Source organism: Autumnicola patrickiae, from assembly GCF_031846525.1.
GTDB classification, from domain to species: Bacteria; Bacteroidota; Bacteroidia; order Flavobacteriales; family Flavobacteriaceae; genus Autumnicola; species Autumnicola patrickiae.
Window position 1 is genome coordinate 34369 of the sequence record NZ_JAVRHM010000017.1, and the last position, 16065, is coordinate 50433.

Annotated in this window: 18 protein-coding genes; 8 read left to right on the top strand and 10 right to left on the bottom strand. The window is 39.8% G+C overall.

Annotation, left to right across the window (positions count from 1 at the left end; all coding sequences use genetic code 11):
* Positions 1-51 precede the first annotated feature (51 nt).
* The 4 genes from RM549_RS14125 to RM549_RS14140 all read left to right on the top strand — a co-directional run bounded on the left by RM549_RS14125 (position 52) and on the right by RM549_RS14140 (position 4422).
* Complete coding sequence (locus tag RM549_RS14125; protein ID WP_311685936.1) at positions 52-2166, top strand: protein-disulfide reductase DsbD family protein; 2115 nt, start codon at positions 52-54, stop codon at positions 2164-2166.
* A gap of 95 nt (positions 2167-2261) precedes the next feature.
* Positions 2262-2759, top strand: a complete 498-nt coding sequence (locus RM549_RS14130; RefSeq protein ID WP_311685938.1) for an SRPBCC family protein — start codon at positions 2262-2264, stop codon at positions 2757-2759.
* Positions 2760-2918: 159 nt separating this feature from the next.
* Positions 2919-3803 (top strand): sterol desaturase family protein, encoded by an 885-nt coding sequence (locus RM549_RS14135; protein ID WP_311685940.1) that lies wholly within the window; start codon positions 2919-2921, stop codon positions 3801-3803.
* A gap of 247 nt (positions 3804-4050) precedes the next feature.
* The gene (locus tag RM549_RS14140) at positions 4051-4422 is read left to right on the top strand and encodes a rhodanese-like domain-containing protein (protein WP_311685942.1); all 372 of its coding nucleotides are present in this window, start codon (positions 4051-4053) and stop codon (positions 4420-4422) included.
* Positions 4423-4493: 71 nt separating this feature from the next.
* Here the strand turns inward: RM549_RS14140 and RM549_RS14145 are convergent, their stop codons facing one another.
* The 5 genes from RM549_RS14145 to RM549_RS14165 all read right to left on the bottom strand — a co-directional run bounded on the left by RM549_RS14145 (position 4494) and on the right by RM549_RS14165 (position 7819).
* A complete protein-coding gene (locus RM549_RS14145) occupies positions 4494-6101 on the bottom strand; it encodes a bifunctional metallophosphatase/5'-nucleotidase (RefSeq protein ID WP_432264717.1) in 1608 nt (535 codons plus the stop codon).
* A gap of 58 nt (positions 6102-6159) precedes the next feature.
* Positions 6160-6579 carry a DsrE family protein gene (locus tag RM549_RS14150; RefSeq protein ID WP_311685946.1) on the bottom strand — a complete coding sequence of 140 codons (420 nt, stop codon included), beginning with the start codon at positions 6577-6579 and terminating at the stop codon, positions 6160-6162.
* Between the two features lie 12 nt (positions 6580-6591).
* Entirely contained in the window at positions 6592-7008 is a 417-nt protein-coding gene (locus RM549_RS14155) for a DsrE family protein (RefSeq protein ID WP_311685951.1), read from the bottom strand.
* A 2-nt stretch (positions 7009-7010) separates the two neighbouring features.
* Positions 7011-7448 carry a DoxX family protein gene (locus tag RM549_RS14160; protein WP_311685953.1) on the bottom strand — a complete coding sequence of 146 codons (438 nt, stop codon included), beginning with the start codon at positions 7446-7448 and terminating at the stop codon, positions 7011-7013.
* An 80-nt stretch (positions 7449-7528) separates the two neighbouring features.
* On the bottom strand, positions 7529-7819 hold the full coding sequence (locus RM549_RS14165) for a hypothetical protein (protein WP_311685955.1): 291 nt from the start codon (positions 7817-7819) through the stop codon (positions 7529-7531).
* Positions 7820-8108: 289 nt separating this feature from the next.
* Here RM549_RS14165 and RM549_RS14170 point away from each other — a divergent pair, with 289 nt between their 5' ends.
* The 4 genes from RM549_RS14170 to RM549_RS14185 all read left to right on the top strand — a co-directional run bounded on the left by RM549_RS14170 (position 8109) and on the right by RM549_RS14185 (position 12754).
* The gene (locus tag RM549_RS14170) at positions 8109-9395 is read left to right on the top strand and encodes a hypothetical protein (protein ID WP_311685957.1); all 1287 of its coding nucleotides are present in this window, start codon (positions 8109-8111) and stop codon (positions 9393-9395) included.
* Between the two features lie 66 nt (positions 9396-9461).
* Positions 9462-10682 (top strand): MFS transporter, encoded by a 1221-nt coding sequence (locus RM549_RS14175; RefSeq protein ID WP_311685959.1) that lies wholly within the window; start codon positions 9462-9464, stop codon positions 10680-10682.
* Between the two features lie 265 nt (positions 10683-10947).
* Positions 10948-12285 (top strand): MBL fold metallo-hydrolase, encoded by a 1338-nt coding sequence (locus tag RM549_RS14180; RefSeq protein ID WP_311685961.1) that lies wholly within the window; start codon positions 10948-10950, stop codon positions 12283-12285.
* 142 nt (positions 12286-12427) lie between these two features.
* On the top strand, positions 12428-12754 hold the full coding sequence (locus RM549_RS14185) for a hypothetical protein (RefSeq protein ID WP_311685963.1): 327 nt from the start codon (positions 12428-12430) through the stop codon (positions 12752-12754).
* Positions 12755-13679: 925 nt separating this feature from the next.
* Here the strand turns inward: RM549_RS14185 and RM549_RS14190 are convergent.
* The 5 genes from RM549_RS14190 to RM549_RS14210 all read right to left on the bottom strand — a co-directional run bounded on the left by RM549_RS14190 (position 13680) and on the right by RM549_RS14210 (position 16058).
* Positions 13680-14129: an OsmC family protein gene (locus tag RM549_RS14190; protein WP_311685965.1), complete on the bottom strand. Its 450-nt coding sequence runs from the start codon at positions 14127-14129 to the stop codon at positions 13680-13682.
* A 39-nt stretch (positions 14130-14168) separates the two neighbouring features.
* Positions 14169-14384, bottom strand: coding sequence for a hypothetical protein (locus tag RM549_RS14195; protein ID WP_311685966.1), 216 nt, complete (start codon positions 14382-14384; stop codon positions 14169-14171).
* The gene (locus RM549_RS14200) at positions 14384-14701 is read right to left on the bottom strand and encodes a rhodanese-like domain-containing protein (protein WP_311685967.1); all 318 of its coding nucleotides are present in this window, start codon (positions 14699-14701) and stop codon (positions 14384-14386) included. Before RM549_RS14200 ends, RM549_RS14195 begins: the two co-directional genes overlap by 1 nt.
* Before the next feature lies 1 nt (position 14702).
* Positions 14703-14987 carry a rhodanese-like domain-containing protein gene (locus tag RM549_RS14205; protein WP_311685968.1) on the bottom strand — a complete coding sequence of 95 codons (285 nt, stop codon included), beginning with the start codon at positions 14985-14987 and terminating at the stop codon, positions 14703-14705.
* Positions 14988-15257: 270 nt separating this feature from the next.
* A complete protein-coding gene (locus RM549_RS14210) occupies positions 15258-16058 on the bottom strand; it encodes a serine O-acetyltransferase (RefSeq protein ID WP_311685969.1) in 801 nt (266 codons plus the stop codon).
* Positions 16059-16065 lie beyond the last annotated feature (7 nt).

The window sequence follows — 16065 nt, forward strand, 5'->3', positions numbered from 1 at the left end:
TTTCAGTTTACTTCTACGGGATTATAAAATTCCGCAGCTATTTTTTTGTCTATGAAATTATCCAATCCTTTATATCTTTTAGTGCTCTTGTTTTTTGGAGCATCTTCTGCTGTTGGGCAGATGATGGAAGCCCCTCAATGGGAGGTCAGCCTTAGTAATCCTGATGCTGAGCCGGGGGAAAAGGTGATTCTTCATTTTGAAGCAGAAATTCCCGATGACTGGTATATGTATTCCAATGATCTTGATCCTGATGTAGGACCTCTCCTGACAGAATTTAACTTTGAAGAGAGTGAAGAATATGAACTTCTTGGAGATATCAAGCCGGTAGGGCAAAAGAAAAAATATGATGAAATCTGGGAGGGAGAAATCAGTTATTTTACCGGAACGGCCAACTTCTCCCAGGAAATGCTTATAAAGAAGGATTCCCCCGAATTCAGGGGGAATATTTTCTTCCAGATCTGTACGGATGTCACCGGACAGTGCATTCCTTTTGATACAGATTTTGCCTTTGATGCTACAGGGAACTCCATTGCAGCAGATGCCGAAGAAGCTGAGGCAGGAGGCTCAGGGATCACAAATATGCTCTCCTCCCGGGAAACTACTGTAGCAACGGGGAATGAAACCGCTGATGCAGGGGAAGGTGCTGAGAAAAGCCTGGAACCATTTCAGAATTCCTTTACCAGGGAATCTGATGAGGATGGTCAGACCTGGGCCGGATTACTGACCTTCTTTTTTATCTCCTTTGGAGCCGGTTTTGCAGCTTTGCTGACTCCCTGTGTTTTTCCAATGATACCCATGACCGTAACCTTTTTCACAAAGGGTTCGGGAGGTAAAAAAGGAAAGGTGAACGCGCTGCTGTACGGGCTGTTTATAATTGCCATTTACACCATTGTCGGGACCTTGTTTGCAGTGCTTTTTGGCGCCGGATTCGCAAATTTCCTTTCCACCCACTGGCTGCCGAATCTTCTGTTCTTTGCAATATTTCTGCTGTTTGCACTTTCTTTTTTCGGGATGTTTGAAATCAGGCTACCGAATAAACTGGTGAACCGAGTAGATAAACAAGCCGATAGGGGAGGCCTGGTCGGAATATTCTTTATGGCCTTTACCCTGGTGCTGGTAAGCTTTAGTTGCACCGGTCCTATTGCAGGAACTATCCTGCTGCAGGCAGCCAGTGGTGAAGCCATTATGCCTCTTATAGGAATGCTTGGGTTCTCCCTGGCTTTTGCCATCCCCTTTACGCTGTTTGCCTTTTTCCCCGGTTGGCTAAGTTCGCTTCCCAAGAGTGGGGGCTGGTTGAATACAGTAAAGGTGATCCTAGGATTTCTTGAACTGGCACTTGCCTTGAAATTCCTGAGTATAGTGGACCAGGTGTACCACTGGAATATCCTTGACAGGGACATTTACCTTGCCCTCTGGATCGTAATATTTACTCTTTTAGGTTTTTATCTGCTAGGAAAGCTTGTGTTTCCTCACGAAAAGAAGATAGAGAGTATTTCCTTTCCTCGGCTCATGTCAGCAATTCTGGTGTTCAGTTTTGTGATGTACCTCATACCGGGTCTTTTCGGTGCGCCCTTGAAAGCACTTTCAGGGTACTTACCGCCTATGGGATCGCAGGATTTTAATATGGTAACGGCTTCTGTTGGCCCTGAGCCTGAAAGTAGTTCCAACTCCTGCGGAATACCCTTGTACAGCGACTTCCTTGAATTGCCTCATGGGATACAGGGATTTTTTGACTATGAACAGGCTGTTGCCTGCGCCAGGAAACAAAACAAACCACTTTTTATTGATTTTACGGGCCACGGCTGCGTGAACTGCCGTGAAATGGAGGCAAACGTCTGGAGTGATCCAGAAGTCCTTAAAAGACTCAAAAATGATTATGTAGTGGTGGCCTTGTATGTTGACGAAAAAACAATATTGCCAAAGGATAAATGGTATACTTCTTCTTATGATGGAAAGACCAAAAAAACAATAGGGGCACAAAATATGGATTTTATGATCCAAAAACTTAATGCCAATGCACAACCCTATTATACACTACTGGGAGAAGAAGGGAAACTGCTTGCAGCACCCAAAGGATATGATCTTGATGTGGCAGCATTTATTTCCTTCTTGGATAAGGGGAAACACGAATTTTACAATGGAGGTCTGGAATTTGAAAAAGGATAATTTATTTTCAAATAAACTTAGTTACGGTAATCTTTTTAACTTCTGGTGCGTTGACTTTCATTAAATTAGTAAAGTAAGATAATCAACCTTAGGAAATGCCAGTTATAAAATTACAAACTTTCATAAAAGCAAACAGGAATATTGTCTTTGATTTGTCAAGGAGTATTGATCTTCAGTCAAAATTTGTAACAGGTTCCAACGAAAAAGCGGTTGCAGGAAGAACGAGCGGACTAATTAACCTGGACGAAACAGTTACCTATAGAGGAAAACACCTGGGTGTTATGCAAAGTCTTACCTCTAGGGTCACCGATTTTCATCGGCCACATTTTTTTGCAGATGAAATGCAAAAAGGTGCTTTTAAAAGCCTAAGACACGAGCATCACTTCACTGCAACAGAAGAAGGAACAATAATGAAAGATGTTTTTGAATTTCAGTCCCCTTTGGGCATTCTGGGGAAGCTTGCTAATACATTATTCCTCAAATCCTATATGACTAATTTCCTCAAAAACCGAAACAAGATTATCAAGGATTTTGCTGAAAGTGAGAAATGGAAAGAACTTTTGCCCGAAAATAATATGGAGTATAATAACTAATTCCTTTTAAAAAGTAGGATGGATTTTTATATATAATTATTTTCAAGCTTAAAAATAAATAATTCACTTTTTGTAAAGGTTACTAACCTAGTAACGGTAACATAAGTTACAGTCTTTAATGATTCGAAGGATTACTTTTGTGAAGTAAATAAACTAAACTTGAATAAGTACAAAACAATTATTACAGAATCTTTTACAGGATATTTTAATTATCTAATTGATGAAATTTCAAATCCCTCTTGGACCAATTATTTCTATTGGTTAATTGCTCTTTCCCTGTTGGTCTGGATCATTGAGATCGTGATCCCCTGGAGAAAAGATCAGAAGGTTTTCCGGAAAGGTTTTTGGCTCGACAGCTTTTATATCCTCTTCAATTTTTTTCTGTTTTCCCTTGTGGGATATAATGCCATCTCAAATATTGGAGTAGAACTTTTCAATGATTTCCTTCAGCTTTTTGGCTTGGAGAATATTGTTGCTTTTGAAGTTCGTTCCTGGCCGGTTTGGAGCCAGTTATTGGTAATGTTCGTGGTTGCAGATTTTATTCAATGGAATGTGCACAGGCAATTGCACCGTCAGCCGTGGCTATGGGAATTCCACAAGATCCACCACAGTGTTAAAGAGATGGGTTTTGCGGCTCAGTTCCGGTTTCATTTTATGGAAACAATTATTTATAAGACCATACAATATTTACCGCTGGCTATGATAGGTTTTGGGATTCAGCAATTCATTGTGGTTCATATGTTTTCTGTTTTTATTGGTCACCTGAACCACGCTAATGTTGGCTGGGGTTACGGACCTTTGGGCTACATATTTAATAATCCAAGAATGCATATTTGGCATCACTCAAAAAAATTACCAAAAGAGCATCCTTATGGAATGAATTATGGATTATCCCTAAGTATTTGGGATTATCTGTTTCGAACGGCATACATACCAAATAATGGAAGGGATATAGAAATTGGTTTCTATGGGGATGAAAAATTTCCAACAGATTTTAAAAATCAAATGTTATATCCTTTTAGGAACCCTAAGCATTTTAAATAAATCTTCCGTTCAAATTTGTGAAAATTTGGATGGCTGATAACTATTTTATTTAATTTCTTTCTATTGCTGTAATATTAATTCTCATTCGCACCATCGGCCTCTTGCTGATTATTTTGAATATTCGGACTACCCGATTGGTATGGAATCAAGGGAGAATGAAATGATCAAAATATCTTTTACCTTTATTGTTTAACCAATATTTACAGTAAATTGATACTATATTAGATTTAAGCTTCGAATTTCTTAAATGAAAAATATAAAAATACCTGTTATAGCATTGCTATTTGTCTCCACAATAGGTTGTGAAGCCCAAAAAAGAGATGGAGTAAAAGTTCTTTCTCCCCAAGAAGCCACTGCAATGCTTGCGGAAGATGAATTGACTTTGATAGATGTGCGCACTCCCGAAGAATTTGCGGAAGGACATATTGAAGGTGCACAAAACATCAACTTTCTAAATGTTAATTTTAAAGTGCAAATGCAACAACTAGACAAGGAAAAACCGGTTTATATCTACTGCCGTAGCGGGAACCGAAGTGCAAAAGCAGCAGAGAAACTCCAGGAAATGGGCTTTCAAAAAATCTATGATATTGAAGGCGACATTTTGAACTGGGAAGGCTAATGTTTCAAAAAGAGTATAAAAAAACCTGCAGCTTGCGCCGCAGGTTTTGTGGTTTTGAAAAGACGTTTATACTATTGGAATAAATATTCAGTCCCCGGTACTGTTGAAAAAGAATACTCTCCAAGATATTCACAGTATGCGCGGCCATCCAGCTTTGGAGAAACCGGGGAATTCTTTTGTAAATATTCCTCGACCACATCATGGATAGTGTAATCTTTTACTTCCACATCTTTCACATTAGGGATACGGCACAAATTATCAATAGGATCCCCGGGACGTACACAGGCAGAGATGGTGTAGTATTCATCCATCTGCATTTCTTCTCCTTTGATCGTTATTGATTTAACGCGTTCTCCTTTGTCGCCCTGGCTGTTGAAATCAACCTCCATTCCGGAGAATCTTACCAGCCAGCCGCCAAACCTTTCGGTAGGAACCTTTGCAAAAGCATTATGCATTTCCCGCTCCAGCCAGTCTTTCACCTGTTGCCCAGTTACTTTTCCGGTTTTTACTTTTTCATTCACCGGAAGCAAATTCCAGAGATTTGCACGGGTAATAGGCGCAGGTTTTTCATTTTCAGGAACTATGGGGTTCCCGAACCTGAATCCGTTGGAAATAGAGATATCGGCTCCGGTTTTCCATCTTGCGGCATCGGTGATCATATTATCCATGGGATTTTCCACAGTAAGGTACCTGTAAATGGGCGTGGCTGTATGTCCTACCACAGTCTCAAGGTGCTCTTCGTAAGGTTCCTTTGCTTTATCAACCAACTGCTGAAGTTCAGGATCTGCGGGGTAAACTTTCGGATCTACGTCCATTAGTTTGTACTCATCTCCTACCAGCTTTCCATCAACAAAATGCAACGTCAATTTCCCAACGAAAGAGCCAAAAGCTCCCGGCTCACTTACCTTGGCATATTTCCCCTGGATAAGTTCCCGCACCCGCTCGTGCGTATCATTCCCCAGGATGTAATCCACATCTTTTGACATTTCCTGGTTAGCAAGATCCACCTGTTTAAAAACTCCCATGTGAGTCACCAGGAAAAGCACATCTACTTCTTCCTCTTTTTTAACGGTGGAAATAAGCTCTTTAACTTCATCCTCGATCCCGCTAAAGGTAATTCCTTCACTAAAAACAGGATTTTGGCGCACCGGTACATCGGGATCATTAATTCCGATAAAACCAATTTTCACTCCTTCTATTTCCTTTGTCCAGTAGGGTGGGAAAAGTTCTTTCCCATCTTCTTCATGGAACATATTCTGGGCGATCACGGGAGTATTGTAATTAGTCATAATATCCATCATTCTGTCTTTTCCGTAGACTACTTCCCAGTTTCCGGGAATGATCAGGTCATAGCCCATATTACTGATGATCTCCGGAAAAATCCGCCCTTCTGAAAGTGCTGCATAACCGCTACCCTGGATGAGATCTCCTCCGTCAACGATCACCGTACGACCGGGGTTTTTTTGACGCTCTTCCTCAAAAAGGGTTTTGATATTGGCGAGACCGCCTCTTTCCTTAAAAACGATTTCCTCGTTTTCCCAAAACAATTCCCGGTGGGGATCCAATTGCCCGTGGATATCTGCTGTTTGCAACACAGTGATGCTAAGGGTATCTTTTGCTGTTTCTTTATTATCTGAATTCTTTCCTGTTACCTGATTGCAGGATGCAAGACTTACCATTCCCAATACTGCCAGGATCCATAAGGATGTTTTCAAATTAAACTTCATAAATGCTTTTTTATAGTTGTAAACTGTAATAATTTTTATTTTTCTGTAGCTGGATAAGGTGCGTATAAGCGTGATCCACTACTTCTATATAATCGTGCAGCTCAGCCGGATTAATTCCCAGCCTGTCCAGTGAGATCTTACAAACCGAAATGCTTACCCCTGCAGCTTTTGCTTCCTTGGTGTAAGTTTCCATTTCGGTCTTATTTGTAAGTCCTTTTACATTGGACCCATACATCACGATCTGGAAGTCGCCAAACTTTGAACCGTCCTCTTCTTTTAATGCTTCAGCGGTAAGGATGATTGGCTGTAGTTGGGGGATCTTAGTTGTTGATACCACATAATTGTTCAAATCTCCCTGCGGAGTTGTTTGTGCATTACCTGAAATTCCAAGTATTATAAGCACCAATAAAATTCCTATTGATCTTTTCATGATTTCCTGTTTTTAAAGTGAAATGCTAGTGTAACCTTTCTTTTGTAGCTGAAGGTTGTATAGGATCCCGTTCTCGACAACGCGAAATTCTGGGGAAATATCCTTCCGGTCCACTCCAAATTTATTCAGAGAGAATCCACAGGCAACAAGCTCCACATTGTATTCCTTTGCTTTATTGATATATTTCTGCATCACTTCTTTATCGGTAAGCTCCTTTACGGTTTGTCCGCAAATGATCACCTCGAATCTTCCGAAGTTTTTTCCGTCTTCTTCAGCTAAAGTTTCAGCAGTTAAAAAAATAGGTTGTAGCTGTGGGATCTTCTTTGTGAGGACCACGTAATTTTCCTGTTCATGCTGTTCCTGTGCATTGACAGGATTGGAGAATAAGATAAAAAGGAGTACGATAGTGCTTAAAAAATACTTTTTCATAATTATTTGTTTTTGAGGCTCAATTCGGATTGAGCCGGGTTTGTTTTTGTTTCTTTCGAAAAGTCATTTATTATAAAAAACAGGAGTCCGCCCATGATGGCTACATTTTTAAATAATGGCCCCAGGGTGTGCACCTGCCCTACCTGTACAGTTATTGTAATAGGTATAAGTACTGCCAGCAGGATCATTGCAGCCCACCTGGTATGGGATCCTATTAAAAGGGCAATACCTGATATAAGCATGGCAATACCTGAAAGGATCACCATCAATTCAGGATCTCCAAAGAGATAGGCAAATTCCTTCAAACTAGCCGCATCAATGCGTTTTGCTGTTTGTTCGACGTTCATGAGGTGGTTGGAGCTGGCGATAAGGAATATGCCGCTAAGCATTACTCTCAACACCTGAATAGAACGACGGCTGACGGATATATTAGTCGTCATATTATGTAAATTAAGGTTATTAGAACCTCAAAGGTTCTGTAAAAAGAATTGTATAAAGTCTGGGTATGTACGTTTACAACCTAAACCTTCGGGGGAGGGTAGAACCTTTCCTGAGTAGCTTCAGGAAGGGGAGGAGTATGATATGCATATTCCCGGGTTTCTTCAGGTAATATCCTCTGTTCCCAATTAAATATTTTAAACTGAAAGGCAGTGTTACAAAAAGAATCTATGGAAATATTAAGCTTACCCGAATCCTCAGAGAAGGATGTATTATCTGTTCCCGAAATTTTGGCATTCTGCTTTTTACATAACGGATTTACATAGGTAATTTCTTGGGCATCCAGAATGGCAACCAGGAGTTTTGAATCCATCACCAAAAATTTTCCAAAGAAAAGAATGGCAAAGAAAAGCGCTATGTAAGAGTTTACATTCATAAAGTTCGGCAAATATAAGAATCGATTTTTAATGCTTTGTGACTTATGTTACACAACCGGAAATTAAACTTTCCTGTTCGTAACTTTTGTTACTGAATATTGCAGGTGTTTTCATGAATATTGCAGCCAAATTTATAACCTGAAGATGAAAACTCTCTTTTTAATCCTATTTTTCTTCCTATTACATTTTACAGCATTTTCTCAGGATTTTTTAAAAGAAGATACTGTGAATAAGTACAGGGTGAAAGACATCTTTAAAGACGCATATGTTCATGGGCATGTGCGGAACTTCTTTTTAACTACTAATAATCAGGGAGGTCTTAAGGATTATTATACCAATGCAACAGGGGGTGCAATTGGTATAATAACCGGTAATCACAAGGGTTTTGAAATAGGTGTAAAAAACATTTTTACATACCAAACTTTTGGTGGCAATCTAAAGGCAAAAGATGTGAACACGGGTTATAATGCAAAATGGGAGTATGAATTATATGACGTATTAAATAAAGGTAATTATAATAATATTAATAGGTTAGATGAACTCTTTTTGAGGTATAGGTTTAAGAAATCCTATCTTTCTCTGGGAAGATTAAAGCCTGAATATACTCCATTGCTAAACCAAAGTGATGGCAGGATGATGCCGTTTTCCCATAGAGGATTCTGGGGACATTTTAATTTTCATCCACGCCACACATTTAATGTAGGCTGGCTGGACGGTGTGGCTCCTCGTGCTACCACAGAGTGGTTTGATCTTGAGGAGGGAATTGGACTTTTTAACAATGGGTATCAGCCCAATGGGGAAAAGGCAGATTACTATAAATTTTATCCATCAAAAGGGATTGGTATTATTACATATCGATACCTTCACAAGAACTTTAAAATCGCCTTATATGATTTTTATATAGATAAATTGAACAATACGTTTCTTACAGAAGTAGGTTATAATGTCATGGATTTTAACCTTGGCTTACAGGTAGTTTACCAGACACCCCTGCAATTTTCTGAAGATCTTCCTTATGAGAACCGGTATGTCCAACCCAAAGAGCACGGGCAGGTAATCAGTTCACAGCTGGGATGGGGTAATAAGATATTCAAATTTGCCTTTGCTTACACCCATGCCTTTGATACAGGGCGTTTTTTGTTTCCAAAGGAGCTGGGAAGAGATAGGTTATTTACCTCTATTTCCCGGTCACGACTCGAAGGATTAGGCGGTGTAGATGTCGTTACGTTCAAGAGTGAGTTCAGACTTCTTAAGCCAGAACTTCATGTTTCTATTGATTTGCAGAAACTCACCGGATTGGAGGCAGGCCAAACGACATTAAACAAATATAAAATTTATGAAACTTTCCAGGCGAACACCCGCATAACTTATACCCTACAGGGATTTTTAGATGGTCTTACCTTGGATCTTCTCTGGGTTTACAGGGTAAATCAAAATATTAAAGAGGCAGAGCGCATCTTTAACAAGAGCGATTTTAATCAGTTTAGTTTTGTAACGAACTTCTATTTTTAAAGAATTGATGGCTTCAGAAAAAGAGATCCGGACTCTCTTTTCTATAGATAATTTTAAGATTCACAGATGATTGAACAAAAGGATATACACCTCGGACTAAAAGAAAACTGGACACAATTTACCTTGCTGGTACTCGTAAACGCTTTTGTAGGCGGAATGGTCGGGCTGGAACGGAGCATCCTGCCGGAGATTGCCGAAAAGGAATTCGGAATGGCAGCCACTTCTGCTATTCTTTCCTTCATTGTCGTCTTTGGTATTGTAAAAGCTATCTCCAATTATTATGCGGGAGCACTGGCAAATAAATTCGGCCGCAAAAAACTCCTGGTGCTCGGTTGGATCTTTGCCATTCCGATTCCATTTATTCTTATGTATGCCGAAAACTGGAACTGGATCATCGGTGCCAATGTGTTGCTGGGAATCAATCAGGGACTTGCCTGGTCAAGCACCGTAGTTATGAAGATAGACCTGGTAGGAGAAAAGCAACGCGGATTTGCGATGGGGCTGAATGAATTTGCAGGATATCTTGCTGTTGCAATAGTCGCTTTCCTCACAGGATGGATTGCAGGTGAATATGGTTTAAGGCCATACCCTTTTTACCTGGGAATTCTTATAATGATACTTGGGCTGTTTATGAGCATTTTATTTATAAGGGATACCCGCGGCCATGCAAAGAAAGAAGAAAAAAGTAGTGCAGTTTCACTCCTAAAAAATATTTTTTGGGATACTACCTGGAAAGACAAGAATCTGGGATCTGTGACCCAGGCAGGGCTTATTAATAATCTTAATGACGGGATGGCGTGGGGACTTTTCCCTATCCTGCTCGCTGCCAATAATTTTAGCCTGGAACAAGTTGGTATTGTAGTGGCTATTTATCCGGCTGTTTGGGGAATCGGGCAGTTATTCACAGGAAGAATGGCAGATAAGTACTCCAAAAAGCACCTCCTATTCTTGGGAATGTTACTCCAGGCATTGGTATTAATCAGCCTCGTTTGGGCAGAGACTATGGTGCACTTTGTAAGTTTAATGGCATTACTGGGTTGGGGAACAGCAATGGTCTATCCCACCTTTCTCGCAACAATTGCAGAATATACCCATCCACGGGACAGAGCAGAAAGCATTGGTATCTTCAGGTTATGGAGGGATTTGGGGTATGCCGTGGGTGCAGTCCTCACCGGAATAATTTCAGATTTAATAAGTATTGAAGCCGCTATTTTGGTGGTGGGGATTATCACGTTATTTTCTTCAGGAATTATATTTTTCCGGATGAATACTTCGGAAATGAAATAACTTCGACAAAAAATTAGTAGTCCTCACTGCAACTTTATCCTTCCCGGCCGGAAAAATCCAAATAAGGACGAAGTAAGGGATAGAGTTGAAAAATTTTCATTAAAATGCGGTAATTTTAGATTGTTTTATTGGTGAAAACGAAGCTTTCTGTGTAACAAATGTTACTGCCTAATGCGTTAAATGAAAGTATTTTTGCATTAGTAAAATTAAAAGAAAAAGGTTGAGAAGCTTTTTCAGAGTTGAATAAAACTTAAACGACACAAACATGAAAATAGAACAATTTAAAGACGAACCATTGGCTCATTATTCTTATGCTATAGTAAGTGAAGGCGAAATGGCTTTAGTTGATCCCAGCAGAAATCCCAGGCAGTATTATGAATTTGCTGAAGAGCACAATGCAAAGATAGTAGCGGTTTTTGAAACCCACCCTCACGCCGATTTTGTAAGCGGACATTTGCAAATTCACAAAGAAACCGGCGCCACTATTTATATAAGCGAAAAGGTAGGAGTGAATTATCCGCATGAACCTTTTGATGAGGGACAGAGTACGAAAATTGGCAAAATTACTATCCGACCTTTACACACCCCGGGGCATTCTCCGGATAGTCTAACTTTTGTAGCCGAAGAAGACGGAAAAACAGCATTATTCACCGGAGACACACTATTTATAGGTAATGTGGGTCGGCCTGATCTTAGAGAAAAAGCAGGGAATATGACTGCAAAGCGTGTGGAACTGGCAAAAGCAATGTATCATACAATGCAGACCAAGTTTAGTGATTTACCCGATGAGGCTTTGGTTTATCCGGCGCATGGTGCAGGGTCTTTATGCGGTAAGAACATGAGTGCCTCTCCATCCAGCACCCTTAGAGATGAGCGTATGGGAAACTGGGCATTTAAAGAACAGACTGAAGAGGAATTTGTAGAAGAGATCCTTAAGGATCAGCCGTTTATTCCTTCTTACTTCGGATTCAATGTAGATCTTAATCGCGACGGTGCCGGGAACATACAGCAGGAAAAATATCGCGTACCTCTAAAAATAGCTGTAGATGAAGTTGAGGCAGGAATAACCGTAGTGGATGTGAGAGATGAAGATGCCTATAAAAAAGGACATCTTCCTAATAGTCTCAACATCATGTCCCGTACTGAGGGGGACAAATATGAAACCTGGTTAGGGGCAATCGTTGAGCCAAATGAGCCTTTTTACCTGGCAGTCAGTTCTGTAGAAGACATTGACGAGCTATTGGAAAGAACGGCCAAGATTGGATATGAAAAACAAATGAAAGGAGTGATCACGCTAAGTGAAAAGGTTTCAGGGAAATCAGATGAATTTGATCTTGAAAACTTTAAAAATAACAAAGAGGATTACACAATCGTAGATATCAGAAATGAAAGTGAGCTGGCAGAAGGAAAGATCTTTGATGATGCCATAGGAATTCCGTTGAACGAATTACGGAATCGCGCAGATGAGCTTCCAAAAGACAAGCCACTTGTAGTGCACTGTGCTGGTGGATACCGCTCTGCAGCCGGAAGTAGTATTTTGGAGAACAAGTTTAAAAACCAGAAGGTATTTGATCTTAGCGAAGCCATTCAGGATTTTAAATAGCTAGGATTAGATGTTTGCGAATTGAGGTTGCTTTAGCAACCTCAATTCTTCTAAATTTTTATATGGCAATTTAGCCAATTTTCATTTTTATCACTAATTCTCAGACCCTCCCTCTTTTATTAATTGTGTAATTTTCTTTCTAATGACAAATATAATTTTTACCGGTAACCATCTGGATTGTCTCTCTGCCTGGGCAGGATTTGAGATTAATCTTAAAGAGAAATTTAATGTACTGGTCGAAAGTGATGTAGATTTTATAGAACTTTTATTGTTATTTGAAAAGTATTTTCAACTTGATTTGCTGGAAACAGATAAAGACAGGCAAGATTTCTCTACTATTGAAGAATTTGTAAAATGGGCACTTGAACATCCTGCTCAAGAACCAATACACTACGTAGAACGTGGAAGTATACCTTTTGCCAAACATCTTCGGCAGCGAAATTATATCTGTCAGCAGGTGGGAGCATAAGTAGGTGTTTCCAAGAAAAAGATGTTTAATAGGTTTAGAATTTTTGGAAAACGGCTGTCTGCAAAGTTAAAAGAACCTCATCCTAATATTTTTCAGGATCTTGGTTGATTTTTTTAAACAGCCTCTTTTTATATGTCTGTTTAATTTTTTGTTGTTGCCTCAAAGTTCTTTTTAGTATTAGAAGGACCTCCCTATTTTTCCCGATCCAGCTATGGTCTGGTCTTTTTTTCCATAGATATAAAAATAGGGAAGGTAGGACACCATCCCTACAAAAAAAGAAAAGAACATTGATGGGGAGAATGATTCAATACTCGTGTAAAAAAATAGTAATAGCGATCCCATTAATGCAAAACTTGATATGTTGATTTCCTATAATCGCTCAATTTTTCCTTTTCCAGCGCTTCGATTATCTTCTAAATTACCGAACTGGTGAGAAGACGTAATGAGGGTATGGATATGGATCCTAATGAAAAGCGCGGCAGCGAAAAGAGGTTATCTCCAGGGCCAATTCGCAGGATGGAGAGGATGCAATAAAGGATAAATTTTCGGGACTAACAGAGTCGATTCCGATGGTAGAGAGTAAGAAATTGGAGGTTACGGTGCAATAGTAGACATTCGGGTCCCAAAGGAAATTCTTATTAAATTAGATCTTTAGGAACAATGAAAAATTCTCTAACAGATTTATAACTAAAAGTATTGATGCGGTATAAAAAACTAAGAAAAAGTCATCCTGAAGTTATTTGAGGATCATAATTAACTGAAATTTAATTCAATTAATTAAGGCTGGACAATAGATTTTCAATCTGCCAAATCGGAATATTTGAACGACTTTGCTCTCAAGTGCTCCAGACTTTTCCAAGTGCAACAAAAAATCCCGAACTCCACCAAAGGAATCCGGGATCTGATAGGTTATATATAAAGCTGCTTAAGCAGTTTGGTTTTTTGAAATTAGCACCTTGTTTTCCATATAAACTTCAGAAGTGATTGAATTGGAAATCAAACAGGCTCTTTCGGCTTTGATCATGATCTTTTCTACCTTTTCCCTATCAGCCTCATTTGGAATGGTAACAACCGGCTTGAGCAGGATCTCTGTCATAGCGAATCTGCCATCTTTCTTATCCAAAACGCCTTCTGCAGGGCAGGTAAGGCTTTCGAATTCTAATTTCGAGTTTTCAGCAATTGCAAGAAAAGTGGTCATAAAGCAACTACTTACTGCAGCGGTAAAAAGATGTTCCGGAGACCAGATCCCGGGCATCCCTTTTGGGAATTCCGGTGGAGTTGCAACTTCAACTTTCTGGTCAAGAACCGGAGAGGAAATCTCCCCTTTTCTGTCCATTTTCCATTCAAGGTCTACGTGATATTTTTGTGCTTCCATACTATTAGTTTTTATTCAAGGTACACTCTGATTTTTTTATTATTTATGATCTGTATCAGTTTTGATTTCACAGTTTCCTGTGGCGCAATTCCCCGATGCACATCCAAGCGCAAATAATCCCATTGCAGCCGGCCAGGCACCCAGTGCTATTCCAATCCATTGACCTTCAAGCGCACTCTGTACAATTACCCAAACTCCAATGAAAAGGTAGGCAGCACGCATCAAGCTCCAGTTGCTAAAGATTCTGTTCATCATTATCCGATTTTATTGTTTAGGCTGGTCCAGCTACCGCCGTTATGAACTTTGTTGTAACCTTTAGACTGTAATATACTTTTGGCTGAAGCACTTCTCATTCCCGAAGCGCAACAGGTGATAATTGGTTTATTTTTATCCTTTGGCAAGGCAGCACTGGAATTGAGGCCATGTAAAGTGATGTTTTTAGATCCCTTAATATGTCCGCCGGCATATTCACCTTTGGTTCTCACATCTACTATTACTCCGCCTTCCTTAAGCAGCTCATTGTAATCTGGTGCCTGAGAAAACCCTAACATTTTCTTTAGTTTATCGAACATACTATACTTCCTCAGAGGTCAGATAATTTACTTCGAGCCAGGATCCACCGTTCACACAATTCACTCCCTGGCGGCTAACATAATTGGTTGCCTGTCCACTTCTGTTCCCCGAGGCACAGCAAAAGATCAAGGGTGCCTTCATCTCCTTTAGTTCATCCATCCTGTCTGGGATTTCATTTAATGGGATATTTACTGCACCGGAAACGCTTCCACCCATGAATTCACCCGGGGTGCGTACATCTACAATAGTGCCTTCGTTGTTTCTTATTATTTCTTCTGTGTTCATTACTGTTATGTTTTAAGTTCTAAATTGGTTACTTTTAGCGGTTATTCCTAACTGATTTATACCTGCAAATTTAAACCTAAAGACAAGTTTCCACAGTTACTTTTGTTACACAGAGCAGTTTAGGCAAAGGGGAAAAAGAGCATTATTGGCCACTTTTCTAAAATTCTACTAAACTTATAGGAACCGGTAGATTAGATTCCCGTCAATTCTTAATAGCATTTTGACATAAGCAAATAACGGGAAGATTAAATCATTAAGATCTAAACATTGTTATAGTCGCGGTTCATTCCTTGATTTCCTGATTTTAACCTGGGGAGAATGAGTTACGAATGAGTCGTCGGGAACAGAAGAAGTTAACCACACATTTCCACCAATAATACTGTTAGCTCCAATAACAGTCTCACCGCCAAGAATAGTCGCGTTGGTATAAAGAGTAACGTTACATTCGATCGTAGGATGTCGCTTAACATTCCGAAGATCCCGTGCTACGTTTCGAGCGCCAAGTGTTACTCCCTGATAGATTTTGACGTTATCCTTGATTACATCGGTCTCACCAATTACAACTCCTGTACCGTGATCAATAAAAAATGATTCTCCAATTCGTGCACCGGGGTTTATATCTGCTCCGGTTATACGATGGGCGCACTCAGCCATAAGGCGGGGAACCAGGGGCAATCCGAATCTTAGAAGTTCATGGCTCAGCCTGTAAATTGCAATAGCATAAAAGCCGGGATAGGATAGATAAACCTTCTCAACAGAATTTGCGGCAGGGTCATTGGTGGCAATTGAGGTGGCATCTTTATTAAGCTTTTGTAGGATTTCGGGTAATGTTGCGCAGTATTCATTCCAGATCTCCCGGCAGGGATTCTTTGGCTCCCAGCATACCAGATCGGCCAATTCTTCAAAATCGCGACCCAATTTTTCAATATTTGATTTAACAGCGGTGTCTGCGTCAAATAAAACATAGAACAGTTTTTGAGTGAAGATTTCCGTCTTATCCTTTATCTGGTACCTTAAGTTCGGAAGCTGCTTTTGCTTTACAATGTTATCTATGACTGAATTTTGATCCATAACCTTT

Bases quoted from the DNA above. Each gene is read 5' to 3' on its own strand.
- RM549_RS14125 (WP_311685936.1), top strand. From the start codon at position 52: ATGAAATTATCCAATCCTTTATATCTTTTAGTGCTCTTGTTTTTTGGA.
- RM549_RS14130 (WP_311685938.1), top strand. From the start codon at position 2,262: ATGCCAGTTATAAAATTACAAACTTTCATAAAAGCAAACAGGAATATT.
- RM549_RS14140 (WP_311685942.1), top strand. From the start codon at position 4,051: ATGAAAAATATAAAAATACCTGTTATAGCATTGCTATTTGTCTCCACA.
- RM549_RS14145 (WP_432264717.1), bottom strand. From the start codon at position 6,101: ATGGTAAGTCTTGCATCCTGCAATCAGGTAACAGGAAAGAATTCAGAT.
- RM549_RS14150 (WP_311685946.1), bottom strand. From the start codon at position 6,579: ATGAAAAGATCAATAGGAATTTTATTGGTGCTTATAATACTTGGAATT.
- RM549_RS14155 (WP_311685951.1), bottom strand. From the start codon at position 7,008: ATGAAAAAGTATTTTTTAAGCACTATCGTACTCCTTTTTATCTTATTC.
- RM549_RS14160 (WP_311685953.1), bottom strand. From the start codon at position 7,448: ATGACGACTAATATATCCGTCAGCCGTCGTTCTATTCAGGTGTTGAGA.
- RM549_RS14165 (WP_311685955.1), bottom strand. From the start codon at position 7,819: ATGGATTCAAAACTCCTGGTTGCCATTCTGGATGCCCAAGAAATTACC.
- RM549_RS14175 (WP_311685959.1), top strand. From the start codon at position 9,462: ATGATTGAACAAAAGGATATACACCTCGGACTAAAAGAAAACTGGACA.
- RM549_RS14180 (WP_311685961.1), top strand. From the start codon at position 10,948: ATGAAAATAGAACAATTTAAAGACGAACCATTGGCTCATTATTCTTAT.
- RM549_RS14185 (WP_311685963.1), top strand. From the start codon at position 12,428: ATGACAAATATAATTTTTACCGGTAACCATCTGGATTGTCTCTCTGCC.
- RM549_RS14190 (WP_311685965.1), bottom strand. From the start codon at position 14,129: ATGGAAGCACAAAAATATCACGTAGACCTTGAATGGAAAATGGACAGA.
- RM549_RS14195 (WP_311685966.1), bottom strand. From the start codon at position 14,384: ATGATGAACAGAATCTTTAGCAACTGGAGCTTGATGCGTGCTGCCTAC.
- RM549_RS14200 (WP_311685967.1), bottom strand. From the start codon at position 14,701: ATGTTCGATAAACTAAAGAAAATGTTAGGGTTTTCTCAGGCACCAGAT.
- RM549_RS14205 (WP_311685968.1), bottom strand. From the start codon at position 14,987: ATGAACACAGAAGAAATAATAAGAAACAACGAAGGCACTATTGTAGAT.
- RM549_RS14210 (WP_311685969.1), bottom strand. From the start codon at position 16,058: ATGGATCAAAATTCAGTCATAGATAACATTGTAAAGCAAAAGCAGCTT.